Source organism: Paraburkholderia tagetis, assembly GCF_022213065.1.
GTDB lineage: Bacteria > Pseudomonadota > Gammaproteobacteria > Burkholderiales > Burkholderiaceae > Paraburkholderia > Paraburkholderia tagetis.
Map to the genome: position 1 here is coordinate 14,966 of NZ_JAKLJA010000053.1, position 25,556 is coordinate 40,521.

The 25,556-nt window shown below is 65.1% G+C and carries 22 protein-coding genes; 15 read left to right on the forward strand and 7 right to left on the reverse strand.

All coding sequences use genetic code 11. The features are described 5' to 3' along the window. Positions 1-19: 19 nt before the first annotated feature. The 11 genes from mraY (at position 20) to lpxC (ending at position 12,927) form a co-directional block, all read left to right on the forward strand. Positions 20-1,189, forward strand: a complete 1,170-nt coding sequence (mraY, locus tag L5014_RS33595) for a phospho-N-acetylmuramoyl-pentapeptide-transferase (protein ID WP_238468194.1) — start codon at positions 20-22, stop codon at positions 1,187-1,189. Between the two features lie 42 nt (positions 1,190-1,231). Beyond that, a complete protein-coding gene (murD, locus tag L5014_RS33600; protein WP_238468196.1) occupies positions 1,232-2,749 on the forward strand; it encodes a UDP-N-acetylmuramoyl-L-alanine--D-glutamate ligase in 1,518 nt (505 codons plus the stop codon). After that, entirely contained in the window at positions 2,746-4,059 is a 1,314-nt protein-coding gene (gene ftsW / locus L5014_RS33605; protein ID WP_238468198.1) for a putative lipid II flippase FtsW, read from the forward strand. The genes murD and ftsW overlap by 4 nt, the downstream gene beginning before the upstream one ends. Continuing rightward, entirely contained in the window at positions 4,056-5,159 is a 1,104-nt protein-coding gene (gene murG / locus L5014_RS33610; RefSeq protein WP_238468200.1) for an undecaprenyldiphospho-muramoylpentapeptide beta-N-acetylglucosaminyltransferase, read from the forward strand. The genes ftsW and murG overlap by 4 nt, the downstream gene beginning before the upstream one ends. Continuing rightward, positions 5,156-6,550, forward strand: coding sequence for a UDP-N-acetylmuramate--L-alanine ligase (gene murC, locus L5014_RS33615; RefSeq protein ID WP_238468202.1), 1,395 nt, complete (start codon positions 5,156-5,158; stop codon positions 6,548-6,550). Before murG ends, murC begins: the two co-directional genes overlap by 4 nt. A gap of 5 nt (positions 6,551-6,555) precedes the next feature. Then, complete coding sequence (locus L5014_RS33620) at positions 6,556-7,509, forward strand: D-alanine--D-alanine ligase (protein ID WP_238468204.1); 954 nt, start codon at positions 6,556-6,558, stop codon at positions 7,507-7,509. 60 nt (positions 7,510-7,569) lie between these two features. Continuing rightward, positions 7,570-8,325 carry a cell division protein FtsQ/DivIB gene (locus tag L5014_RS33625; protein WP_238468206.1) on the forward strand — a complete coding sequence of 252 codons (756 nt, stop codon included), beginning with the start codon at positions 7,570-7,572 and terminating at the stop codon, positions 8,323-8,325. 27 nt (positions 8,326-8,352) lie between these two features. Further along, positions 8,353-9,585: a cell division protein FtsA gene (gene ftsA / locus L5014_RS33630; protein WP_035532931.1), complete on the forward strand. Its 1,233-nt coding sequence runs from the start codon at positions 8,353-8,355 to the stop codon at positions 9,583-9,585. A 178-nt stretch (positions 9,586-9,763) separates the two neighbouring features. Then, the gene (gene ftsZ / locus L5014_RS33635) at positions 9,764-10,957 is read left to right on the forward strand and encodes a cell division protein FtsZ (RefSeq protein ID WP_238468208.1); all 1,194 of its coding nucleotides are present in this window, start codon (positions 9,764-9,766) and stop codon (positions 10,955-10,957) included. Between the two features lie 287 nt (positions 10,958-11,244). Then, a complete protein-coding gene (locus L5014_RS33640) occupies positions 11,245-11,754 on the forward strand; it encodes a peroxiredoxin (RefSeq protein WP_238468210.1) in 510 nt (169 codons plus the stop codon). 255 nt (positions 11,755-12,009) lie between these two features. Continuing rightward, positions 12,010-12,927, forward strand: coding sequence for a UDP-3-O-acyl-N-acetylglucosamine deacetylase (gene lpxC / locus L5014_RS33645; protein ID WP_238468212.1), 918 nt, complete (start codon positions 12,010-12,012; stop codon positions 12,925-12,927). Positions 12,928-13,025: 98 nt separating this feature from the next. Here the strand turns inward: lpxC and L5014_RS33650 are convergent, their stop codons facing one another. After that, positions 13,026-13,577, reverse strand: a complete 552-nt coding sequence (locus L5014_RS33650; RefSeq protein WP_420800181.1) for a DciA family protein — start codon at positions 13,575-13,577, stop codon at positions 13,026-13,028. Between the two features lie 459 nt (positions 13,578-14,036). On the opposite strand from L5014_RS33650, the gene secA reads away from it, so the two are divergent. From secA to mutT, 4 genes are all read left to right on the forward strand, one after another. Further along, positions 14,037-16,844 carry a preprotein translocase subunit SecA gene (gene secA / locus L5014_RS33655; protein WP_238468214.1) on the forward strand — a complete coding sequence of 936 codons (2,808 nt, stop codon included), beginning with the start codon at positions 14,037-14,039 and terminating at the stop codon, positions 16,842-16,844. 215 nt (positions 16,845-17,059) lie between these two features. Further along, positions 17,060-18,301, forward strand: a complete 1,242-nt coding sequence (gene argJ / locus L5014_RS33660) for a bifunctional glutamate N-acetyltransferase/amino-acid acetyltransferase ArgJ (RefSeq protein ID WP_238468216.1) — start codon at positions 17,060-17,062, stop codon at positions 18,299-18,301. 94 nt (positions 18,302-18,395) lie between these two features. Beyond that, positions 18,396-19,268, forward strand: a complete 873-nt coding sequence (locus tag L5014_RS33665) for an ATP-binding protein (protein WP_238468218.1) — start codon at positions 18,396-18,398, stop codon at positions 19,266-19,268. A 5-nt stretch (positions 19,269-19,273) separates the two neighbouring features. Further along, positions 19,274-19,696, forward strand: a complete 423-nt coding sequence (gene mutT, locus L5014_RS33670; protein WP_238468220.1) for an 8-oxo-dGTP diphosphatase MutT — start codon at positions 19,274-19,276, stop codon at positions 19,694-19,696. 106 nt (positions 19,697-19,802) lie between these two features. Here mutT and yacG read toward each other — a convergent pair whose 3' ends face one another. From yacG to L5014_RS33700, 6 genes are all read right to left on the reverse strand, one after another. Further along, positions 19,803-20,000, reverse strand: coding sequence for a DNA gyrase inhibitor YacG (yacG, locus tag L5014_RS33675; protein ID WP_028220118.1), 198 nt, complete (start codon positions 19,998-20,000; stop codon positions 19,803-19,805). A gap of 171 nt (positions 20,001-20,171) precedes the next feature. Further along, on the reverse strand, positions 20,172-20,927 hold the full coding sequence (zapD, locus tag L5014_RS33680; protein WP_238468222.1) for a cell division protein ZapD: 756 nt from the start codon (positions 20,925-20,927) through the stop codon (positions 20,172-20,174). Between the two features lie 211 nt (positions 20,928-21,138). Continuing rightward, positions 21,139-21,741 carry a dephospho-CoA kinase gene (gene coaE / locus L5014_RS33685; RefSeq protein WP_238468224.1) on the reverse strand — a complete coding sequence of 201 codons (603 nt, stop codon included), beginning with the start codon at positions 21,739-21,741 and terminating at the stop codon, positions 21,139-21,141. Between the two features lie 12 nt (positions 21,742-21,753). Next, positions 21,754-22,650 (reverse strand): prepilin peptidase, encoded by an 897-nt coding sequence (locus L5014_RS33690; protein WP_420800182.1) that lies wholly within the window; start codon positions 22,648-22,650, stop codon positions 21,754-21,756. A gap of 188 nt (positions 22,651-22,838) precedes the next feature. Then, positions 22,839-24,050, reverse strand: a complete 1,212-nt coding sequence (locus L5014_RS33695; RefSeq protein WP_238468228.1) for a type II secretion system F family protein — start codon at positions 24,048-24,050, stop codon at positions 22,839-22,841. Beyond that, on the reverse strand, positions 24,047-25,357 hold the full coding sequence (locus tag L5014_RS33700) for a GspE/PulE family protein (RefSeq protein WP_420800180.1): 1,311 nt from the start codon (positions 25,355-25,357) through the stop codon (positions 24,047-24,049). Before L5014_RS33700 ends, L5014_RS33695 begins: the two co-directional genes overlap by 4 nt. Positions 25,358-25,556 lie beyond the last annotated feature (199 nt).

Consider the following 25,556-nt stretch of genomic DNA (forward strand, 5'->3'; position numbering starts at 1 on the left):
ATACGAAGGAATACAAGGCATGCTACTGGCGCTGGCGCAATGGCTGCAGAATGACGCAAGCTTCTTGCGCGTGTTCAGTTATCTGACGTTCCGCGCGGTGATGGCGACCATCACCGCGATGGCGATCGGGCTTTTTCTCGGCCCGTGGGTGATCCGTAAGCTCACCGAAATGAAGGTCGGCCAGGCCGTGCGCACGGACGGCCCGCAGACGCACCTCGTGAAATCGGGCACACCCACCATGGGCGGCGTGCTCATCCTGCTGGGCATTGCCGTTTCCACCCTGCTGTGGGGCGACCTCACGAACCGCTTCATCTGGATCGTGATGCTCGTGACCTTCGGCTTCGGCGCGATCGGCTGGGTCGACGACTATCGCAAGGTCGTCTACAAGGACCCGCGCGGCATGTCTTCGCGCGAGAAGTACTTCTGGCAGTCGGTGATCGGCCTGTTCGCGGCGGTGTACCTCGCCTTCAGCGTGTCCGAGGCGAGCAACGTGCGCGTGTTCGACCTCTTCATGGCCTGGGTGCGCAGTGGCCTCTCGATGGGCCTGCCCGCGAAAGCGGACCTCTTGCTGCCGTTTCTCAAGTCGATCAGCTACCCGCTTGGCGTGTGGGGCTTCATCGCGCTCACGTATTTCGTGATCGTCGGCGCGAGCAATGCCGTGAACCTCACCGACGGCCTCGATGGCCTCGTGATCATGCCGGTCGTGCTCGTGGGCGCGTCGCTCGGCGTGTTCGCCTACGTGATGGGCAGCTCGGTCTACTCGAAGTACCTGCTGTTCCCGCACATTCCAGGCGCTGGCGAACTGCTGATCTTCTGCTCGGCGATGGGCGGGGCAGGTCTCGCGTTCCTCTGGTTCAACACGTATCCGGCGCAAGTGTTCATGGGCGACGTGGGTGCGCTCGCGCTCGGCGGCGCGCTCGGCACCATCGCCGTGATCGTGCGCCAGGAAATCGTGCTCTTCATCATGGGCGGCATTTTCGTGGCCGAAACGCTCTCCGTGATGCTGCAGGTCACCTGGTTCAAGTACACGAAAAAGCGTTACGGCGAAGGGCGCCGCATCTTCAAGATGGCGCCGCTGCATCACCATTTCGAGCTGTCCGGCTGGAAAGAGACGCAGGTGGTCGTGCGCTTCTGGGTCATCACGCTGATGCTGTGCCTGATCGGCTTGTCGACTTTGAAGCTGCGTTGATCAGCACTCCAGATCCATCAAGGTAAGAAAGGGAAGCAAGCGATGTTTGGCGAGAAGTTTCGGGATCGGCAAAAGCCGATGGTGCTCGTGCTGGGACTCGGCGAATCGGGGCTCGCGATGGCGCGCTGGTGTGCGCGCCATGGCTGCCGCCTGCGCGTCGCCGACACGCGCGAAGTCCCGCCCAATTTGCCCGAACTCGCCGCGCGCGGCATCGACGCGGACTTTGTCGGTGGCGCGTTCTCTACGGCGCTGCTCGAAGGCGTGGAGCTTGTCGCCATCAGCCCGGGCCTCTCGCCGCTGGCGGCAGACCTCGTGCCGCTGATCGCCGCCGCGCGCGAACGCGGCATCGAAGTCTGGGGCGAGCTCGAACTCTTCGCGCAGGCGCTGCGCCATCTCGGCGAGAGCGGCTACGCGCCGAAGGTGCTCGCCATCACGGGCACCAACGGCAAGACCACCACCACGAGCCTGACGGGCATGCTCTGCGAACGCGCGGGCAAGCGCGTGGCCGTGGCGGGCAACATCAGCCCGGCGATGCTCGACAAGCTCGCCGAGGCCATCGACAACACGGCGCTGCCCGACGTCTGGGTGCTCGAACTTTCGAGCTTCCAACTGGAGACGGCGCACAGCTTCGCGCCCGACGCAGCGGCGATCCTCAATATCACGCAGGACCATCTCGACTGGCACGGCGGCATCGACGCCTACGCGGCCGCGAAGGGCCGCATCTTCGGCGCGCGGACCACGCGCGTGCTCAACCGCGACGACGCGCGTGTGATGTCGCTCGCGAGCGTTCAACAGAGTGGCGAGGCGAAGGTCGTGACCTTCGGCATCAATGAGCCGCAGCGCGAAGGCGACTATGGCGTCTCGCGCGACAACGGCATGCTGTGGCTCGTGGAGGCCCACGACCGCGACGCGACTGACGAGCCAGTCTCGCCACGCCGCCGCAAGCAGCTCGACGCCGCGCCCGTGAATCTCTCGATGAAGCGCCTGATGCCCGCGGACGCGCTGCGCATCCGTGGCCTGCACAACGCGGCGAACGCGCTCGCGGCATTCGCGCTCGCGCGTGCGATCGATCTGGCGCCGGCAGCGCTGCTCCACGGCCTGCGCGAGTATCGCGGCGAGCCGCACCGCGTGGAGCTGATCGCGTCGATCGACGGCATCGACTACGTGGACGACAGCAAGGGCACGAACGTCGGTGCGACGGTGGCGGCGCTCGACGGCCTCGCGCAGCGCGCGGTGCTGATCGCGGGCGGCGACGGCAAGGGTCAGGAATTCGAGCCGCTCGCGGCGCCGGTGTCGCGCTGGTGCCGTGCGGTGATGCTGATCGGCCGCGACGCGCCCCAGATTCGCGCAGCGCTCGAAAGCACGGGTGTTGCGCTCGCCAACCACGCCACGCTGGAAGAAGCCACGCGCGCGGCCACGGCACTCGCCGAGCCGGGCGACGTGGTGCTGCTCTCGCCGGCGTGTGCGAGCTTTGACATGTTCAAGGGCTACGCTCATCGCGCGGCGGTATTTCGCGACACGGTGGAAGAAATCGCCGCAGAACGGGGGACGATGATATGAGCTGGTCCGAACGTTTCGGCGCACGCGTGTCGCGCGATGCGAGCGGTGGCGCAAGCGACGCCCGTGGTGTCGGCGGTGTCGGCGGTGCCGGCGGTGTCGGTAGTGCCGCAAGCGGCGGCGCGCGCGCGCGTGGCATTTCGAGCGTCGTCAGCGGCGTGCGTCCGGCGCGCTCGCGCATGCTCGACTACGACCACTCGCTGCTGTGGGCCGTGATTGCGCTGCTCGGCCTTGGCGTGGTGATGGTCTACTCGGCCTCGATCGCCATGCCCGATTCGCCGAAGTACGCCCAGTACCGCGACTATGCGTTTCTCGTGCGCCATCTCATCTCGCTCACGGTTGCCGCGATTGCAGCGCTGGTGGCGTTCCGCATTCCCATTTCCACGTGGGACCGCTACGCGCCCAAACTCTTTCTCATCGCCCTGGCGATGCTCGTGATCGTGCTGATTCCGCACGTCGGCAAGGGCGTGAACGGCGCGCGGCGCTGGATTCCGCTCGGCATCACGAACATGCAGCCTTCGGAAATCATGAAGCTCGCGGTGACCATCTACGCCGCGAACTACACGGTGCGCAAGCAGGAATACATGCACAGCTTCGCCAAGGGCTTCTTGCCGATGGCGTTTGCCGTGGGCGTGGTGGGCGCGCTGTTGCTGCTCGAGCCCGACATGGGCGCGTTCATGGTGATCGCCGCGATCGCGATGGGCGTGCTGTTCCTCGGCGGCGTGAACGGCAAGCTGTTCGGCGGCCTCGTGGCCACGGCCATCGGCACCTTCACGTTGCTCGTGTGGGCGTCGCCGTGGCGCCGGGAGCGGATTTTCGCGTACCTCGATCCGTGGGACGAGCGCTACGCACAGGGCAAGGCCTATCAGCTCACGCACTCGCTGATCGCATTCGGTCGTGGCGAGTGGTTCGGCGTGGGTCTCGGCGGCAGTGTCGAGAAGCTCAACTATCTGCCCGAAGCGCACACCGACTTCATTCTTGCCGTGATCGGCGAGGAGCTGGGCTTCGTGGGCGTGCTGATCGTGATTCTGCTGTTCTACTGGATCGTGCGCCGCTCGTTTGAGATCGGCCGCCAGGCGCTCGCGCTCGACCGCACGTTCGCGGGACTCATTGCCAAGGGCCTCGGCGTGTGGTTCGGCGCGCAGGCGTTCATCAACATGGGCGTGAATCTGGGCCTGCTGCCGACCAAGGGTCTTACGCTGCCGTTCGTGAGCTACGGCGGCTCCGGTATTTTGCTGAACTGTATTGCTATCGCGGTGCTGCTTCGCGTGGACTACGAGAACAGGGTATTGATGCGCGGAGGCAAGGTATGACCCCTGCAACGCGCACGCTCATGGTGATGGCCGGCGGCACCGGGGGACATGTGTTCCCGGGGCTCGCCGTCGCGCATCGCATGGAGCAGTGGGGCTGGCGCGTGGTGTGGCTCGGCAATCCCGCGGGCATGGAAGCGACGCTCGTGCCCAAGCACGGCATTCCGATGGAGTACGTGCGGTTTGGCGGCGTGCGCGGCAAGGGCCTCAAGACCAAGCTGATGCTGCCGTTGAACATGCTGCGCGCGTGCACGCAGAGCCTCGCGGCGCTGCGCCGCGTGAAGCCCGACGTCGTGCTCGGCATGGGCGGCTATATCACGTTCCCGGCGGGGGTGATGAGCGCGCTGTCGGGCCGCCCGCTCGTGCTGCACGAACAGAATTCCATCGCGGGCCTCGCGAACAAGGTGCTCGCGAAGCTCGCGAAGCGCGTGCTCGTGGCATTCCCGGGCGCGTTGCCGCACGCCGAGTGGACCGGCAACCCGATTCGCGAGGAACTCGAACACGTGGTGCAGCCGCAGGCGCGTTACGCACAGCGCAGCGGTCCGCTGCGCGTGCTGGTGGTGGGCGGCAGCCTCGGCGCGGCGGCGCTCAACGAAGTCGTGCCGCGTGCGCTCGCGCAACTCGCACCGGAAGGGCGTCCGCACGTGGTGCATCAGGCGGGCGCAAAGCATATCGACGCATTGCGTCAGAACTACGTCGCTGCAGGACTCGAGCCGGGCGACACCGTGCAGCTCGTGCCGTTCATCGACGACATGGCAAGCGCTTACGAAAACGCGGATCTCGTGATCTGCCGCTCGGGCGCAATGACGGTGGCCGAGATCGCGGCCGTGGGCGTGGCGGCGCTGTTCGTGCCGTTCCCCTACGCGGTCGACGACCACCAGACCACCAACGCGGCGTTTCTCGCGCAAGAGGGCGCGGCACGCGTGGTGCAGCAACGCGAGCTTTCGGCAGAGGCGCTCGCGGACTGGCTCAAGCAACAAACCCGAGCATCGCTCACAGACATGGCCGGGCGCGCCCGCGCGCTCGCAAAACCCGACGCCGCCGATCAGGTCGCGCGCATTTGCGCGGTCGTGGCGGGCGCCAGTCCGGGAGGAAAGCAATGAAACACATCGTCAAACATATCCATTTCGTTGGCATCGGCGGCGCCGGCATGAGCGGGATCGCCGAAGTGCTCGTCAATCTCGGCTATCACGTGAGCGGCTCGGACCTCACGAAGAACGCAGTCACCGACCGCCTCGCCGCGCTCGGCGCGCGCATCGCGATCGGCCATGACGCGGAGAACATCGAAGGTGCGAACGCGGTGGTCGTCTCCACCGCAGTGCGCAGCGACAACCCCGAAGTGCTGGCGGCGCGCCATCGACGCATCCCGATCGTGCCGCGCGCGGTCATGCTTGCGGAGCTGATGCGCCTGAAGCAAGGCATCGCGATCGCGGGCACGCACGGCAAGACCACCACCACGTCGCTCGTCGCGAGCGTGCTGGCGGCCGGCGGGCTCGACCCGACCTTCGTGATCGGCGGACGCCTGATTAGCGCGGGCGCGAACGCGCGTCTCGGCACGGGCGATTTCATCGTGGCGGAAGCCGACGAATCGGACGCATCGTTCCTGAATCTGTTCCCGGTGATCGAAGTCATCACGAACATCGACGCCGACCATATGGACACCTACGGGCACGACTTCGCGCGCCTGAAGCAGGCGTTCATCGAATTCACGCACCGTCTGCCGTTCTACGGCATCGCAGTGCTTTGCGTCGACGACCCGAACGTGAAGGAAATCCTGCCGTTCGTCTCGAAGCCGATCATCCGCTACGGTTTTGCGTCCGATGCGCAGGTGCGCGCGGTCAACGTGATGGCGCGCGACGGCAAGATGTACTTCACGGCGATGCGCGAAGACGCGCCTTCGATCGACATCGTGTTGAACCTTCCGGGCACGCACAATGTCCAGAACGCACTGGCCGCAATTGCGATCGCGACCGAGCTCGAAGTGAAGGACTCGGACATCCAGCGCGCGCTCGCGGAATTCAACGGCGTGGGCCGACGTTTCCAGCGATATGGCGAGATTCCGGTCAACGGCGGCGGCACCTATACGTTGATCGACGATTACGGTCATCACCCGGTGGAAATGGCCGCGACGATCGCGGCGGCGCGCGGTGCGTTCCCCGAGCGCCGCCTCGTGCTGGCATTCCAGCCGCACCGCTACACGCGCACGCGTGACTGTTTCGAAGATTTCGTGCGGGTGCTCTCGACTGTCGATGCGCTCGTGCTGACCGATGTGTACGCAGCGGGCGAAGCGCCGATCGTGGCCGCCGACGGCCGCGCGCTCGCACGCGCGATCCGCGTGGCGGGCAAGGTCGAGCCGGTGTTCGTGGAAACGGTGGATGAAGTGCCGGACGCGCTGGCCGCGGTGGTCCGCGACGGCGACGTGGTGATTACGATGGGTGCGGGTTCGATCGGCGGTGTGCCGGGCCGGATCGCGCAACAGGAACAAAAGGCGTGAGTGACATGAGCAGTATCGATTCCAGATTCGATCCGAAGCAGTTCGGCAAGGTTGCGGTGCTGTTCGGCGGCGTGTCCGCCGAGCGCGAGGTGTCGCTCAAGTCGGGCACGCTGGTGCTTCAGGCGCTCAAGAGCGCGGGCATCGACGCGCATCCGTTCGATCCGTCCGAGCGGCCGCTTTCGGCGCTCAAGGACGAAGGCTTCGTGCGCGCGTTCAACGCGCTGCATGGCGGCTACGGCGAGAACGGCCAGATCCAGGGCGCGCTCGACTTCTACGGCATCCGCTATACGGGCACCGGCGTGCTCGGCTCGGCGCTCGGCCTCGACAAGTTCCGCAGCAAGCTCGTGTGGCAGCAGCTTGGCATTCCCACGCCGCCGTTCGTCGCGGTGCTGCGTGGCGATGACTACGCTGCGCAGGCCCCTGCGATCGTCGCGAAGCTCGGCTTGCCGCTCTTCGTGAAACCGGCGAGCGAAGGCTCGAGCGTCGCGGTCATCAAGGTGAAGAAGGCGGAAGAACTCGTGCCTGCGATCGAAGAAGCCGCGCAGCACGACAAGATCGTGCTGGTGGAGAAGAGCATCGAAGGCGGCGGCGAGTACACCGCGTGCGTCGCCGGCGACCTGGACCTGCCGATCATCAAGATCGTGCCGGCGGGCGAGTTCTACGACTATGACGCGAAGTACATCCTCGACACCACGCAGTACCTGATTCCGTGCGGCGTGGCGCCGGAAAAAGAAGCGGAGCTCAAGAAGATCGCGCGCCGCGCGTTCGACGTGCTCGGCTGCACCGATTGGGGCCGCGCCGATTTCATGATGGACGGCGAGGGCAATCCGTATTTCCTGGAAGTGAACACGGCGCCGGGCATGACCGATCACTCGCTGCCGCCGAAGGCCGCGCGCGCGGTGGGCATCGAGTACCGCGACCTCGTGGTGCAAGTGCTCGCGCTCACGCTGAAGGATTGAACCGCTAAGCAATCTCTGACTAACGAATTGCAGTCCGTGCATTGAATCGACAATCTCGACATGTGGAATAACGTACGCCAGCTCAATCTCGCCGCCAACGCGTTGCACGCGCTGCTCGTGCTCGCGCTCCTGGCGGCTGGCGGCTACTGGCTCGTGCAGCGCCCGAATTTCGCGCTGCGCGAGATCCGCATCGAGGGCGACACCGAGCACATCAACGAACCGACCGTGCGCGCGAGCGTGGTCGGGCGCCTGAAGGGCAACTTCTTCACGGTGAACCTGGATGCCGCGCGCGCCGCGTTCGAGCAGATGCCGTGGGTGCGCCATGCAAGCGTGCGCCGCGTCTGGCCGAATGCGCTTGCGGTGAATCTCGAAGAGTACAAGCCGCTTGGCACGTGGGGTAGCGACCAGCTCGTGAGCACCGATGGCGAGCTGTTCACCGCGAACCAGGGCGAGCTCGACGAAGACCTGCCCGCGTTCGATGGTCCGGACGGCACCGCGCCCGAAGTGGTCGCGCGCTATCGTGATTTCCAGAAGTGGTTCGCGCCACTGGGCCTCGACCCGGAAGAGGTGATGCTCTCGCCGCGCTACGCGTGGACGGTGAAGCTCTCGAACGGCATGCAGGTGGAACTCGGACGCGAGCGCAATGCCACCACGCTTGCTGAGCGCACGCACCGGCTCATCGTGGCATGGACGCCGCTCACGCAACGTTGGGGGAAAGAGATCGAATATGCGGACCTGCGTTATCCGAACGGTTTTGCCATTCGGGCGGCCGGCATGCGCTTCATCAGCGACACGCCGACTCCGGGGAAGAAGTAACAGCACATCACACGCAACGAGCACGATATGAGTAAAGACTATAAGGATCTGCTGGTCAGCCTCGACATCGGGACAGCGAAGGTGGTGGCCATCGTCGCCGAAATGAAGGGCGATGGTCACTACGAGGTGATCGGCCTTGGCCAGAGCGAATCGAAGGGTCTCAAGAAGGGTGTGGTGGTGAACATCGAGGCCACGGTGCAGTCTATCCAGCGCGCGCTCGAAGAAGCGGAACTCATGGCCGACTGCAAGATCACTAATGTGTTCACCGGCATCGCAGGTAGCCATATCCGCAGCTTCAATTCGAGCGGGATGGTCGCCATCAAGGAAAAGGAAGTCACGCAAACGGATGTCGCGCGCGTGATCGAAACGGCGAAGGCGATCAACATCCCGACCGACCAGCAGGTGCTGCATATCCTCACGCAGGAATTCATCATCGACGGTCAGGAAGATGTGCGCGAGCCGATCGGCATGAGCGGCATCCGCCTCGAAGTGAAGGTGCACATCGTCACGGGCGCCGTGAGTGCGGCGCAGAACATCGTTAAGTGCGTGCGCCGCTGCGGTCTGGAAGTGAACGATCTGGTTTTGCAACCGCTGGCGTCGTCGCTGGCGGTGCTCACCGACGACGAGAAGGAACTCGGCGTGGTGCTGGTGGATGTGGGCGGCGGCACGACCGACATCGCGATCTTCAGCGAAGGCGCGATCCGCCACACCGCGGTGATTCCGATCGCGGGCGATCAGGTGACGAGCGACATCGCCATGGCGCTGCGCACGCCCACGCCCGACGCGGAAGACATCAAGGTGGGCTACGGCATCGCGAAGCAGGCGCTCGCCGATCCCGACGAAATGATCGAGGTGCCGGGGCTGGGCGAGCGCGGTCCGCGCACGCTGTCGCGCCAGGCGCTGGCGGCCGTGATCGAGCCGCGCGTGGAAGAGCTGTTCTCGCTCGTGCAGCAGGTGGTGCGCGAGTCGGGTTATGAAGAGTTGCTGAGTTCGGGCGTCGTGCTCACGGGCGGCGCCGCGATGATGCCGGGCATGGTGGAGCTCGGCGAAGACATCTTCTTGAAGCCGGTGCGCATTGGCGTGCCGGAGTACGCGGGCGGTCTCGCCGACGTCGTGCGCAATCCGCGCTATTCGACGGCGATGGGGCTGCTCGTTGAGGGCCGCGCGCAGCGTATGCGCGGTCGCAAGGTTGCCGTGCAGTCGGGGTCGATGGGGCAGGTCTTCTCACGCATGAAAGACTGGTTCCTCGGCAACTTCTGATGCAGTGGCTGGTGCAGCGATTAATCAATGCAGTGAATAACGCAGTGACCCGTGTGTAAGGGTAAGAGCAGAGACCGATTTAGCGCTGGTGCCGGCGGCTGGCGCGCAGGAGTGGGTTGCCCGACTCACCCCTGAATAACGGCCGAGGTGCGGATATCTTTTTCTTGACGGAGGCAACATGGAATTCCAGATGCTGGAAACGGAAACCAACGGCACCATCATCAAGGTGGTGGGCGTCGGTGGCGCTGGCGGCAATGCCGTGCAGCACATGATCAACCGCGGCGTGCAAGGCGTCGACTTCATCGTGATGAACACGGACGCCCAGGCGCTTTCGCGTTCGCGCGCGTCTGCCGTGATCCAGCTTGGCAACACGGGTCTGGGTGCGGGAGCAAAGCCCGAGATGGGCCGCGCGGCAGCGGAAGAAGCGCGTGAGCGTATCGCCGACGCGCTGCGTGGCGCGCACATGGTGTTCATCACCGCGGGCATGGGTGGCGGCACGGGTACGGGCGCGGCGCCCGTGGTCGCGCAGATCGCCAAGGAAATGGGCATTCTCACCGTTGGTGTGGTGAGCAAGCCGTTTGAATTCGAAGGTGGCAAGCGCATGCGCGTGGCGGAAGCCGGCTCGCAGCAACTGGAGGATCACGTCGACTCGCTGATCGTCGTTCTGAACGACAAGCTGTTCGACGTGATGGGCGATGACGCCGAGATGGACAAGTGCTTCCAGTGCGCGGACGACGTTCTGAACAACGCAGTTGCAGGCATCGCTGAAATCATCAACGTGGATGGCCTCGTGAACGTCGACTTCGAAGACGTGAAGACGGTCATGGGCGAGCAGGGCAAGGCGATGATGGGCACGGCCACGGTGGCCGGCGTCGATCGCGCGCGCCTCGCGGCGGAACAGGCCGTGGCGAGCCCGCTGCTCGAAGGCGTGGATCTTTCGGGTGCGCGCGGCGTGCTGGTCAACATCACGTCGAGCCGTTCGCTGCGTCTGTCGGAAACGCGCGAAGTGATGAACACCATCAAGAGCTACGCGGCCGACGACGCCACGGTGATCTTCGGTGCGGTGTACGACGATGCGATGGGCGACGCGTTGCGCGTGACGGTGGTGGCCACGGGCCTCGGCCGCGCGGCGAACAAGCAGCAGGCAGCGCCGATGACGTTGCTGCGCACCGGCACGGACAATCACCCGGTTGCCGCGGTTCAGCACACCTACGCGCCGCAGCAAGGCCAAACCGCCGACTACGGCGCGCTCGACACGCCGGCAGTGTGGCGCACGTCGCGTGACACCGCGGCTTCGCACGTTCAGGCGCTGCAGGAAAAGGGTGTCGACACGTACGACATCCCGGCGTTCCTGCGCAAGCAGGCCGACTGAGGCGCACTGCAAGCGAAATCCTGCTGCGGCGCGGCGCAAGCGTTACGGGTGCGCCCGCCCGCAGACGGAGTTGCCGGCATGGTGCTGCAATGAAGACGAAGAAGCGCCTCGACGCCGCATCCGCGAGGATGCCTGGCAGGGCGGTCTGTCCGCCGCGTTTTGACGCGCGGCAAATAGGTGCAGGCAGTCCGTGTCAGTAGCACAATGGCGAGGTCTTCGGCGAGGCAGTTGCCAACTGAATTGCAAGCGTGCCGGAACGCTTTGCGCATCGATGTGAAGGACGAGTCATGATCAAAGTGGGTGATACGCTGCCCGACGCAACGCTCTTCGAATTCATCGAAGACGAGCGTGCGGGCTGCACGCTGGGGCCGAACAGCTTTAGCGTGCGCGAGCAGACGGCGGGCAAGCGCGTGGTGATCTTCGGATTGCCGGGCGCCTTTACGCCGACGTGCTCGGCAAAGCACGTGCCAGGTTATGTCGAGCAGTACGAAGCACTGCGCACAGCGGGCGTCGACGAAATCTGGTGCGTGTCCGTCAACGACGCGTTCGTTATGGGCGCGTGGGGGCGCGATCAGCGGACCTCGGGCAAGGTACGCATGATGGCGGACGGCAGCGCGGCGTTCACCCGGGCGCTCGGTCTGGAGCAGGATTTGTCGGCGCGCGGCATGGGAGTCCGTTCCCAGCGCTACGCCATGGTGGTCGACGGCGGTGTGGTCAAGACGCTGAACGTCGAGGCACCCGGCAAGTTCGAAGTCAGCGATGCCGCGAGCATACTTGCCGCGTTAAGCCCCACATGAGCGCATTTACCGCGCCTGCGTTGCCCGAGTGCAACGGGCCGGCGGCGTAAATGTGACGGGCTATTACCACAAGCCGTGCGGGCCGCTGGCCGGGAACGCCTCCGTTCCGGTCATCGGCCCGTCGTCCATCCCGCTCGAGTAACAACGGGAAACAGATTGTCACGCCTGCGGCAACGACGGATTCAGCAGACTTGGAGTATAATTCGCGCTATGAGTTAAAAAGTCCCGATTGGGATTTTCAATGAGCAGAAAACTATGTTGAAGCAGCGAACCATCAAATCGATCGTGAAGACGGTCGGCATCGGCCTGCACTCGGGCCGCAAGGTCGATCTGACGCTACGCCCGGCGGCGCCGGATACGGGCATCGTGTTTTCGCGCGTGGATTTGCCGACACCGGTGGACATCCCCGCGTCGGCAATGTCGATTGGCGATACGCGCCTGGCTTCTGTGCTGCAAAAGGACGGCGCACGTGTGTCGACGGTCGAGCACCTGATGTCCGCGTGTGCGGGTCTTGGCATCGACAATCTTTATATCGACGTCACGGCGGAAGAGATTCCAATCATGGACGGCAGCGCATCGTCGTTTGTGTTCCTGATCCAGTCGGCCGGCATCGAAGAGCAGAACGCGCCCAAGAAGTTCATCAAGGTGAAGAAGCCCGTGGAAGTGCGCGATGGCGACAAGTTCGCCCGCCTCGACCCGTATTTCGGCTTCAAGCTGAAGTTCACCATCGACTTCCGTCATCCGGCCGTGGACAAAACGGGCCAGGCGCTCGAAGTCGATTTCGCGAATACTTCGTATGTGCGCGAGATCGCGCGTGCCCGCACCTTCGGCTTCGCGCATGAAGTCGAGATGATGCGCGAGCTGGGCCTCGCGCGCGGCGGCAGCATGGACAACGCAATCGTGCTGGACGAGTACCGCATCCTCAACAACGACGGCCTGCGTTACGACGACGAGTTCGTGAAGCACAAGATGCTGGACGCGATTGGCGACCTGTACGTGGTCGGTCATCCGCTGCTGGCTTCGTACGATGCGTACAAATCGGGCCACGGCCTGAACAACGCATTGCTGCGCGAGTTGCTTGCGCACGAGGACGCGTACGAGATCGTCACGTTTGGCGACGCACAGAAGGCGCCGCGCGGCTTCGGTTACGAGGCGCAGACGGCGTTTGCCTGATCCGCGCGCCGGGCGTCTGCTCCGGCTGTGCAACGAAAAAGGGTGGCTCGACGCCACCCTTTTTTATTTTCCCTTCAGATTATTTTGTTTGGCCTTGCTCAGCGCCGCGTCAAATGGCGCGCGGCCATCTTCGCGAGCGCTTCTTGGAGCGGTGAGGGCGGCAGGTTTTCACTGAGCGCGGCGAGCGCGGCGGCGCCTGCCGGTGTCATGCGCGCCTGCTTGGGCAATGGCGCGTCCTTTACCGCCTGCGGGCGCACGCGAATGCGCACGCCGTCCAGCGGCCAGCCGCGCGCCTGGAGATCGGCCACGAGGCGCGGCTCGAGGTGCCGCAGCCGTGCCGCGAGGGCGTTGTGCGCCGCGAACAGGGCGAGCTTGCCGTCCTTGATGAAGCCCGGTTCCACGCTCGCGGCCAGATAGTCGGGCAGCAGCGCGTCGAGGTCGCGCTGGATGGCCGCGATTTGCTCGACGCCGGCGCGCAGGGGCGCGAATGCGTCGGTGCGGCTCAGGACCTCGGTGAGCGGCTGCGGCGCGCGCGGCGAGGCAAATTTGCGCGATTTGCCCGGCCTGGCCGAAGTGCCTGAGATACCCGAGGTACGCAAAGCCGCGGCTGCTGCGGCATCCGGCCTTGAAAACGGCGAGAAACGGCTCATGTGACAGGAAGAGGAGGCGCGCGGGCTGCGCGTTATGGTTGTCATTGTAGCCCGCGTACTTTGCCCCAACGCGCCTTGCCGCCATTCGGCCAGGACCGCCTGGCCGCAAACCGCCGAGCCCGCAGGACGAATGCGGCGGGCATCCGCGGCATGGGGCTCGGCCCGGACTGTCAGCCGACCGCGAGCCGACCGCGAGCCAACTGTCCCAACGGCTCGCAAGGCGCGTCAGCGCGGGCGTTGCGCACGACATCCTTCAAGCGGCCGACACGGGCGGCGACCAGGGTGCGTGCTAAAATGCCCGATTCGAATCCACCAATTTGGGCTTAAGCCGCCGAGGTCCTTCCGATCCGGGTGCGTGGCGCGAGAATCGTTTGCAAATCCGGCGCAATCCGGGGCTGAAGAGCCGCAAGCGAGCTGCGCAGGAATCCCGGCCGAAGCCGCGACGCAGACACCGATCCGATGACCACCGGTTTCTTACAGAAAATCTTTGGCAGCCGCAATCAGCGCCTGATCAAGCAATATCAGAAGAAGGTCGCGGCGATCAACGCGCTCGAACCGACGATCGAGCAATACACCGACGACCAGCTGCGCGCGAAAACGGTTGAGTTCCGCGAGCGCGTGGCCAATGGCACGTCGCTCGACGAGCTGCTGCCCGAGGCATTCGCCGTCTGCCGCGAGGCCAGCAAGCGCGTCCTGAAGATGCGCCACTTCGACGTGCAGCTCATCGGCGGCATGGTGCTGCACTACGGCAAGATCGCCGAAATGCGCACGGGCGAGGGCAAGACGCTCGTCGCCACGCTGCCCGTGTACCTGAACGCGCTGTCCGGGCGTGGCGTGCACGTGGTCACGGTGAACGACTACCTCGCCCAGCGCGACGCCGAGTGGATGGCGCGTCTGTACAACTTCCTCGGTCTGTCCGTCGGCATCAATCTGTCGCAGATGGATCACGCCATGAAGCAAGAGGCGTACGGCTCGGACATCACCTACGGCACGAACAACGAGTTCGGCTTCGATTACCTGCGCGACAACATGGTCTACGAGACCGAGGCGCGCGTGCAGCGCGCGCTGAACTTCGCCGTGGTCGACGAGGTGGACTCGATCCTGATCGACGAAGCGCGCACGCCGCTCATCATCTCGGGCCAGGCCGAGGATCACACCGAGCTCTACGTGCGCATGAACGCGCTGCCGCCGCTGCTCGAGCGCCAGATCGGCGAAGAGAAAGCCGACGGCACGGGCGTCGAGAAGCCGGGCGACTATACGCTCGACGAAAAGGCGCGCCAGGTGTTCCTCACGGAATCGGGCCACGAGAAAGCCGAGCGCATGCTCGCCGAGTGGGGCCTGATCGGCCAGGGCGAGAGCCTCTATGCGGCGCAGAACATCACGCTGATGCACCACGTGTACGCCGCGCTGCGCGCACACACGCTGTTCTTCAAGGACCAGCACTATGTGGTGCAGAATGGCGAGGTGATCATCGTCGACGAATTCACGGGCCGTCTGATGGCCGGCCGCCGCTGGTCGGACGGCCTGCACCAGGCCGTGGAAGCGAAGGAGCACGTGAAGATCCAGAGCGAGAACCAGACGCTCGCCTCGATCACGTTCCAGAACTACTTCCGCATGTACGCGAAGCTCTCCGGCATGACCGGCACGGCCGACACCGAAGCGTACGAGTTCAACGAGATCTACGGCCTGGAAACGGTCGTGATTCCGACCAACCGCGTGCCCAAGCGGATCGACAAGCAGGACCAGATCTACAAGACCGCCAAGGAACGCTACGACGCGGTGATTCGCGACATCCGCGAATGCCACGAGCGCGGCCAGCCGGTGCTGGTCGGCACGACGTCGATCGAGAGTTCGGAATTGCTCTCGAACCTGCTGACCAAGGCCGGTCTGCCGCACGAGGTGCTCAACGCGAAGCAGCACGCGCGGGAAGCGGCCATCGTCGCCGAAGCCGGCCGTCCGAAGCGCGTCACCATCGCCACCAACATGGCGGGCCGCGGCACCGACATCGTGCTGGGCGGCAACGCGGAGAAGCAGGCCGCGTTCATCGAAGCCGACGAATCGATTCCCGCCGACGAAAAGGCGCGTCGCATCCAGCAACTGCACGACGAATGGCAGACGCTGCACGACCAGGTGAAGGCCGCCGGTGGCCTGCACATCATCGGCACCGAGCGTCACGAGTCGCGCCGTATCGACAACCAGTTGCGCGGCCGTGCGGGCCGCCAGGGCGACCCGGGTTCGTCGCGCTTTTATCTGTCGCTCGAAGACCCGCTGCTGCGCATCTTCGCCGGCGACCGCGTGCGCGCGATCATGGACCGCCTGAAAATGCCGGAAGGCGAGGCGATCGAGGCGGGCATCGTGACGCGCTCGATCGAGTCGGCGCAGCGCAAGGTCGAAGCGCGCAACTTCGACATCCGCAAGCAACTGCTCGAATACGACGACGTCTCGAACGACCAGCGCAAGGTGATCTACCAGCAGCGCAACGAGCTGCTCGAGGCGCACGACATCACCGAAACCATCGGCGCGATGCGTCACGGCGTGATCACGGACATCGTGCGCCAGTTCGTGCCGCACGGCAGCATCGAAGAGCAGTGGGACGTGCCCGAGCTCGAAGAGGTGCTGCGCAACGAGTGGCAGCTCGACCTCGCGATCCAGGAAATGATCAACGAGTCGTCGTCGATCGATGCCGATGAGATTCTCGAAGCCGTGCTCGCCGCCGCCGACGAAGCCTATGAGCAGAAGGTCGCGCTCGTGGGCCGCGAATCGTTCAGCGCGTTCGAGCGCTCGGTCATGCTGCAAACGCTCGACCGTAGCTGGCGTGAACACCTCGCCGCGCTCGACCACCTGCGCCAGGGCATTCATCTGCGCGGCTATGCGCAGAAGAATCCGAAGCAGGAGTACAAGCGCGAGGCGTTCGAGCTCTTCGCTGCGATGCTCGATGCCGTGAAGACGGAAGTCACGCGCATCGTCATGAACGTGCAGATCCAGTCGCCGCAGCAACTCGAAGAAGCCGCAGAGCAGATGGACGAGCATGGCAGCCATCTGGAGAACGTCGAATTCCGTCACGCCGAATTCGCTGAAGCCGAGGCGGCGCCGACATCCGACACCCCGGTGACAGCCGATGCCGCAGCGGCCATGGTCGGCGCGGCCATGACCCACGCGCACGCTGCTGTGCCCGACGGCCAGGGCGTGCCGAAGGTCGGCCGCAACGATCCGTGCCCGTGCGGCAGCGGCAAGAAGTACAAGCAGTGCCACGGCAAGATCTCGTGATGGACGCGGCGGCGCGTGTGCAGCGCAGTGTGCATTTGGCACGGCTCGCGCCGCTCACCACCCGCCGCTCGCCACCCGCCGCTCGCCACATTACGCGGCTTGACCGTTGATTCCGGTGGCCCGCTCTTCCTGGCGGGCCTTGTGTTTTGAATCCCGAATGCCGGCCCGGCTGACAGATGCCGCCGCCGGCATTGCCTTTTCGACAGGTCGCCACCATGGCTGTCAATTTCCCCTCGATCGATCCCGCACAACTTCACCCGGTCGCCGGCGTGACGCTCGGCTGGGCGGAAGCCAATATCCGCAAGCCCAACCGCAAGGACGTATTGGTGATCTCCGTCGATGAAGGCGCGAGCGTCGCGGGCGTGTTCACGCTCAACCGCTTCTGCGCCGCGCCGGTGACGGTGTGCCGCGAGCATCTCGCGAAGGTGCGCGCGGGCGGCAAAGGGATCCGGGCGCTGGTGATCAATACCGGCAACGCGAACGCGGGCACCGGCGAGCCGGGTCTCGTGAACACGCGCGAAACCTGCGACGAACTCGCGCGTCTCGCGGGCATCGAGTCTTCGCAGGTGCTGCCGTTCTCGACCGGCGTGATTCTGGAGCCGCTGCCGATCGACCGCCTGAAGGCGGGCTTGCCCGCAGCGCTCGCGAACCGCAAGGCCGCGAACTGGTACGACGCCGCGCAGGCGATCATGACGACCGATACGCTGCCGAAGGCCGCATCGCGCCAGGTGACGATCGACGGTCACACGGTCACGCTCACGGGCATCAGTAAGGGCGCGGGCATGATCAAGCCGAACATGGCGACCATGCTCGGCTTCCTCGCGTTCGACGCGAACGTCGCACAGCCCGTGCTCGACGAACTCGTGAAGCACGTGGCCGACCGCTCGTTCAACTGCATCACGATCGACGGCGACACCTCGACCAACGACTCGTTCATCCTGATCGCATCGGGCAAGTCGAGCCTGCCCGCGATCACGTCGACGGATTCGCCCGCCTATGCCGCGCTGCGCGACGCCGTGACCGAAGTCGCGCAGACGCTCTCGCAACTGATCGTGCGCGACGGCGAAGGCGCGACCAAGTTCATGACCGTGCAAGTGGAAGGCGGCAAGGACGTGGCCGAGTGCCGCCAGATCGCTTACGCGATCGGCCACTCGCCGCTCGTGAAGACGGCGTTCTACGCGTCCGATCCCAATCTGGGCCGCATTCTGGCTGCCATCGGCTATGCGGGCGTGACCGATCTGGACGTCGAAAAGATCGACCTGTATCTCGACGATGTGCTCGTCGCCAAGGCCGGTGGGCGCAACCCCGACTACCGCGAGGAAGACGGCCAGCGTGTGATGAAGAAGAGCGAGATCCTGATCCGCGTGCTGCTCGGCCGTGGCGATGCGCAGGCGACCGTCTGGACCTGCGATCTGTCGCACGACTACGTGAGCATCAACGCCGACTATCGTTCTTAATTCCGGTTCTTAATCCCGGTTCTTAATCCCGGTTCCTGATCCCGGTTCCTGATCCCGGCTTTTAATTCCAGCTTCTGATTTCAGCTCGATTTCCATGGACAAGCTCGAACAGTTTCTGACCCGTGCCGAAGCGCTGCTCGGCCGCCTTGAAGCCGTGCTGCCGCCGGCCACGCCCGAAGTCGACTGGAGTGCGGGAGTCGCGTTTCGCTGGCGCAAGCGCCAGGGGCGCGGTTTTCTGCAACCGGTGCCGGCCATCTCGGCGATCTCGCTCGATGACCTGCAGAACATCGAGCGCCAGAAGGACCTCATCGACCGCAACACGCGTCAGTTCGTGCAGAAAAAGCCCGCGAACAATGTGTTGCTGACGGGCGCGCGCGGCACCGGCAAATCGTCGCTCATCAAGGCCTGCCTGAACGCGTACGCGAAAGACGGCCTGCGTCTGATCGAAGTCGACAAGGACGATCTGCACGATCTGGGCGATATCGTCGATTTGATCGCGTCGCGCCCCGAGCGCTTCATCGTGTTCTGCGACGATCTCTCGTTCGAAGACGGCGAGTCGGGCTACAAGGCGCTGAAGGTGGCGCTGGACGGCTCCGTGGCTGCGCAGTCGGACAACGTGCTGATCTACGCGACCTCGAACCGTCGCCACCTGCTGCCCGAGTACATGAGCGACAACGAGTCGTACAAGCACATGCCCGACGGCGAGATTCATCCGGGTGAAGTGGTGGAAGAGAAGATTTCGCTTTCCGAGCGCTTCGGGCTGTGGGTGAGCTTCTATCCGTTCAAGCAGGACGACTATCTGACGATCGTCGGCCACTGGCTGCGTCACTTCGGTTGCGGTGACGCCGAAGTCGAATCGGCGCGCGGCGATGCGCTCGTCTGGGCGCTGGAACGCGGTTCGCGCTCGGGTCGCGTGGCGTGGCAGTTTGCGCGCGACTGGTCGGGCAAGAAGGCGCAAGAGGCATGAGCGGCATGAGCGATCAGATGAAGGATCCGGCTGCGCCGGCGCGCCCGGTGACGGAAGTTGCGGTGGGCGTGCTGGTACAACCCGATGGCCGTTATCTACTGGCCCAGCGTCCCGAAGGCAAGCCTTATGCTGGCTACTGGGAATTTCCGGGCGGCAAGCTGGAGAAGGGCGAGTCCGTCGAGGCTGCGCTTGCGCGTGAACTGCACGAGGAACTGGGCATCGACGTGAAATCGTGCCACCTGTGGCATACGCTCGAGCATGACTACCCGCATGCCTATGTGCGGCTCTACTTCTGCAAGGTGACCGAATGGAGCGGAGAGCCGCATGGCCGCGAGGGCCAGGCGTTCGTCTGGCAGTCGCTGCCAGCCAGCGTCGAGCCGCTCTTGCCCGCGACCATTCCTGTGCTGGAGTGGCTGGCGGCCGAGTGAGCCTGCCTCTCGGGTGAGTCTGCCTCGATAGAAAGACAAAAGCCGCTGCGCACAACGTGCAGCGGCTTTTTTTACGTCGCGCGCGGGCGCGGCGCAGTGCTTGCGCTTACTGGCGCGTGTCCGTGGGCGGCGCTTCGTCGTCCGGCGGCGTATCTTCTTCGTTGCCGCCGATCCGATACTTTTCGGCGGCCCATGCGCCGAGATCGATCTGTTTGCAGCGTTCTGAGCAGAACGGGCGGAAGCGGTTTTCCGGCACCCAGCGGACATCCTTGCCGCAGGTCGGACATTTGACAACGGTGGTCATTCGTTAGAACGGTCTGTGACTGGGCACCGCCTCGCATGACGGCGCCGAGATTGGCAAAAGCGGTAAAAACCGCGGCGCATCAGCAAGCGCGCAATTGGCGTGCCTTTAAGGGGCGACCTCGCGGAAGCACTTCGCGGGCGCACCTGGCAGGAGCACTACACAATCAGCACTTTACAGGCTGCACAGCGTGAGCTGGAACGGCACGTCCTGATCAACGGCACGCGGACGCAGATTGCCGTCCTGCACGGTGAAGCGCACCCAAAGCATGTACTTGTTGGCGCTCGCTTCGGGAATGACATGCAATTCCGGTGCCACGCGCACCTGCATCAATTGATACGTGCGACCCGAGAGCATTTGCTGATAGCTGCCTTGCATCGCCATGACTTTCGATGCCTGGCCGGACTCGCGCGCGAGGCGCAGCACGATGCTCGCGGCGTCGCGCAGCGGCAAGAGGGGCGTGACCCACTTGGCGATGTCCTGGCGGCGCTGGTCCGGATGCAATTGCTGCCATGCGTAGTACGAAGGCAGATCGAACTTGCAGGTGCCGCCCGGAATGATCGCGCGGCTACGGATGCTGGTGAGCCATTCGTTGTCCGCGAGATGCTGGCCGGTCTTGCCTTGCATCTGCGTGAGGCCCGCGAGCGTTTGCTCGATTTCGCCAAGGACGGCTTCGAGTGCGTTCTGTTCGATGCCGGGATTTCCGCGGAACGGTGCGAGCGTCTGACGTTGCCTTTCGAGTTCCTTCATGAGGTCCGACTTGAGGTCGGCGCGGCCAGCGACTTCCGCGATTTCGAAGAGCGTCGTGAGCGCGACGTGATGTTCCCTCGGATCCTCCTGGGTCAGGAAAAACGTGAAGCGCTCGAAGAGATCTTCGAGGCGCAGCAGCGTCCGGATTCGCTCGTTGAAGGGATACTCGTAAAGAATCAAGCGCGCTCGCCTCGGACGTGGTCGGTGAAGGATTGCAGCACATTCTAATGCCGCGAGTCTGCGGTCGCAATCGCGCACCACCCGCACTATGCCCGCGCAAGCCCCCGATTCAAGGCATTTTGCCGACCCGCACCGTTCTCTAACGCCGCGAAACAGCGAGCTTCGCTACGGCGCGCGCCGCAGGCGGTTTGACCACTGTTTTTACCCTTCGTTACGCGCGTGACAGGACGAGGTAGCGCTCGTGCAGCGTCTGGACGTCCTGCGCGAGTGACTCTGGCGTGGCACCGTCGTTGACGATCACGTCGTCGGCAGCGGCGAGGCGCGCTTCGCGCGTGGCCTGGCGGGCGATGATCGAAAGCACTTGCTCGCGCGTGAAGCCATTGCGACGCATCACGCGCGCGATCTGCGTTTCCACGCTGCAATCGACGGCGAGCACGCGATCGACCCGCATTTTCCAGCTACCGGATTCGACGAGCAGCGGCACGACCACGATCACATAAGGCCCATTGGCCTCGCGCGTCTCGCGCTCGGTCTCGGCGCGAATCAACGGGTGCGTGATGGCTTCGAGCCGCTTGCGCGCCGACTCGTCGCCGAACACGAGCGTGCGCATGCGTGCGCGGTCCATGGAGCCGTCGGCGGCGACGAATTCAGGGCCGAATTGCGCGGCGATCTCGGCCATCGCAATGCCGTGCGGCGCGGTGATGCGGTGCGCGATCACGTCCGTGTCGACGAGCGGCACGCCGCGCGCCGCGAACAGATCCGCGACGGTGGATTTGCCGCTGCCGATGCCCCCAGTCAAGCCAACCGCAATCATTGGTCCATTCCCCTACACAAAAACAGCATAAAGCGGTGTGCCTGCAAACAGCGTGACGACTGCGCCGGCAGCGAGATACGGCCCGAAGGGCAGCGGCTCTTCGAAGCGCATGCGTCCGCTCAAGGTGGCGGCGAGACCGATCACGGCGCCGGTCACCGCGGCGATCACGACGATCTGCGGCAACGCGGCCCAGCCGAGCCAGGCGCCGAGCGCGGCGAGCAATTTGAAATCACCGTGTCCCATGCCTTCGATGCCGCGCAGTAGCCGGAACAGCCAGTAGACGCACCAGAGTGCGAGATAGCCCGCTACGGCGCCCATCACTGCGGCGTGCAGGTCGGCGAAAGTCCCGGCGAGATTCACGAGCAGCCCGGCCCAGATGAGCGGCAGCGTAATCGCGTCCGGCAGCAGTTGATGTTCGAGGTCGATGGCGCTCGTGGCGATGAGCGTCGCGCACAGCGCGAACGCAGCAAGTGCCTTGCCCGTGGGGCCAAACGCGAGCAACGCGGCAGCGGCGCACGCCGCGCCGGCGAGTTCGATCACCGGGTAGCGCACGCTCACGCGCGTGCCGCATTTCGAGCAGCGGCCGCGCAGCGCGAGCCAGCTCACGACGGGAATGTTTTCCCATGCGCGCAGCACGTGGCCGCAATGCGGGCAGGCGCTGCGCGGCAACCACAGGTTGTAGCGGGCGGGCAGGCCGTCGTTCGGGGCGTGGTTTGCGCTGCCATTTACGCCGTCGCCCGCGCCGTCATTTGCTCGGTCGTTTCCAGAGAACTCACCGCTCGTGGGCGCGTGGCCGAATGCTTCGGCGGCGTCCGCACGCCATGCGCGCTCGAGCATGATCGGCAGCCTATGCACGACCACGTTCAGGAAGCTGCCGACGACAAGGCCGATCACGATCGCGAAGCCCATCAGCAGCCCGGGCGGTAGCGTACCGAGGGCGGCAGCGAACGAGGCGGCCGTATCGACGGACGTGGTCGACGCAAGCGACGCAAACGCTGCGGCCGGGACGCTCGAATCCATCATGGAAGATGCGGGCGCAGCAATGGCGGACGAAAGGAGGGCGGGCATGAGTGGAGAACCGTAATCTGGCAGCGATGCTACACCACGTTGCCGAGTTGAATGATGGGAAGATACATGGCGACGACGAGGCCTCCGACCAGTGCGCCGAGCACCACGATCACGAGCGGCTCGCACAGGCTGGCGACAAGCGCGATCTTTTCGTCCACCTGACGGTCTGCGAGCGCGGCCACGTCGAGCAACATGGCGTCGAGCGCGCCCGATTCCTCGGCGACCGCAACGGGCTGGATCACGTCCGCGGGAAAACAGCCGGCCGAACGCATGGCCGAGGCAAGCCGCTCGCCGTGCCTCAGCCGCGCACTGATATCCGCGCTCGCGCGGTCGAAGAAGGCGTTGCCACTCGCATGCGTAAGCGAGTCGAAGGCATCGGCTAGCGGCGTGCCTGCGGCGAGCAGCGTACCTAGCGCACGGCTCCAGCGTGCGGCGCACAACGTAGTGAGCAGCGCGCCCGCGAGCGGCAGCGCGAGCACGACGCGCCCGAAAGCGAGGCGAAATGCTTCGGAGCGGCGCAACAGCGCGTGCAACGCGAATGTGGCGCTGGCGGCACAGACGGCGGCAGGCATGCTCCAGCGCGCGGCGGCGTCCGAGAGCATCAGCACGAATTGCGTGGGGGCGGGCAGGGTCGCGCCGAATCCGTCGAAGATCTGCTTGAAGGTGGGCACGACCCAGACCAGCAGCGCGGCCGTAATGGCGAGCGCGAGCAGCAGCACCGCGACCGGGTAGGTGAGTGCCGCGCGCACCTTGGCGCGTTGCGCGGCGGCGCGCTCGCGGTCGTCGGCTAGGCGGGCGAGCACGGCGGCGAGCGCGCCCGAAGCCTCGCCGACAGCGACGAGCTGGCAGTAGAGCGCGCCGAACCGTGAAGGATGCTGTGCGAGCGAGTCGGAAAAGCGCATGCCCGCCGTGATCTCGCGCGCGAGTGTGGCGGCGATGCGCGGCAGCCCACGCGGTCCCGGCGCCTGCGCGAGCAGGTCGAGCGCGCTCGCTAGCGGCAAGCCGGCGCGCAGCAGACTGGCGAGCTGACGCGTGAAGCGTGTGATGTCGGCCTGACTCGCGCGCGGTTGCGGAGCCGGGCCGCGCCGCTCGATTACGGTGGCGGTGACGCGCTCGCGTTTGAGTATGCCGCGCACTGCCGCCGCATCAAAAGCGATCAGCGTGCCGCTTCGCGCGGTGCCTGCGGCATCGAGCCCGCGCCAGGCGAAGCGCCAGTCGGACGGCGGCGGTGCGCGCCTCATGACGGAACGTCCGTTGTGCAGAGCGCTTCTGCGAGGCTCGTCGTGCCGTCGCGCACGCGTGCGAGCGCCGCGTCGCGCAGTGTGGCCACGCCTTCCGCGCGCGCCTGGCGCGCAATCTCGTGCGCGCTGCGTTGCGCCACGATCAGGTCGCGCATGGCGGCACTCACCGGCATGACCTCATGAATGCCGATACGCCCCCGGTAGCCGATGCCGTGGCACGCCTCGCACCCGTGCGCGACAAAGGGCTGCGATTCCTGCTTTGCGTGGTCCTGGCGGCAATCGAGACCGACTGCGCCAAGTGCCGCTGCCGATTCATCGGCTCTCATGCGGCATTGCGGACACAGGCGTCGCACGAGCCGCTGCGCCGTGACGAGCCGCAATGCAGCGGCGAGGTTATACGGCTCCACACCGATGTCGATGAGCCGGGCGAGCGCGGCGGGCGCATCGTTCGTATGGAGGGTGGAGAGCACGAGGTGGCCGGTTTGTGCTGCCTTGACCGCGACGCTGGCGGTTTCTTCGTCGCGGATCTCGCCAATCATGATGACGTCCGGATCCTGGCGCAGCAACGCTCGCAGTGCCAACGCGAAGGTGAGCCCGGCCTTCTCGCGCACGTTGACCTGATTGATGCCGGCGAGCTGGATTTCCGCGGGGTCCTCGACGGAGCAAAGATTGCGCGATGCGTTGTTGAGCATCTGCAGGAAGCAATAGAGCGACAGCGTCTTGCCACTGCCGGTCGGGCCTGTGACCAGTACGAGTCCATGGGGTGCACCGATCGCCGCCTCGAGCGTTTGCTGCTGCGTTGCATCGAGACCGAGCGCGGCGAGCGAGAGATCGGCAGGCAAGGCTTCGAGCCGGCGCAGCACAAGTTTTTCTCCGTGCAACGTAGGCAATGAGTTCACCCGATAGTCTTCATGCGCCTGCGTTTCACCGCGTGGCGCGAGCCGCAGACGTCCGTCCTGGGGAACGCGGCGCTCGGCGATATCCATGCGCGCGAGCACCTTGATGCGCGTGACGAAGGCGTCGCGCAGGTGCGCCGGCGGCCGCGCGGCTTCGTGCAATACGCCGTCGATGCGCAGACGAATGCGCCAGCCATGTTCGAGCGGCTCGATATGCAGGTCGGAGGCGTTGCGCCGTGCGGCTTCGCGCAGTGTTTCGGAGAGCAGGCGCACGGCCGGTGCGTCGTCGGGCGCAACGGAGGCTTGCGTAGCGAGGCCAACTCGCACGGCACCGCCAGCGCCATCGGCAGTGAGTGCTGCACAGGCACGCGCAGTGCCATGCGCGCTAAAACGATCAGGAATAGAAAACATCGATTGCCGGCCGGAAGCCGCGGTGAGCGAAAGACGGCTTTATCATCGGCTGGCGCGACTCTTCGCGCCACTCGGCCGAACGGCTGATATGACTCCCGGTGTCAATCGGGATCGGTTTTTCGGTTTCTCTGGTTCATGTTGCCGGAATTTCCTGAGGGCGACGTAGCAGTACATCTCGACGGTGGATCAAGCTGATATC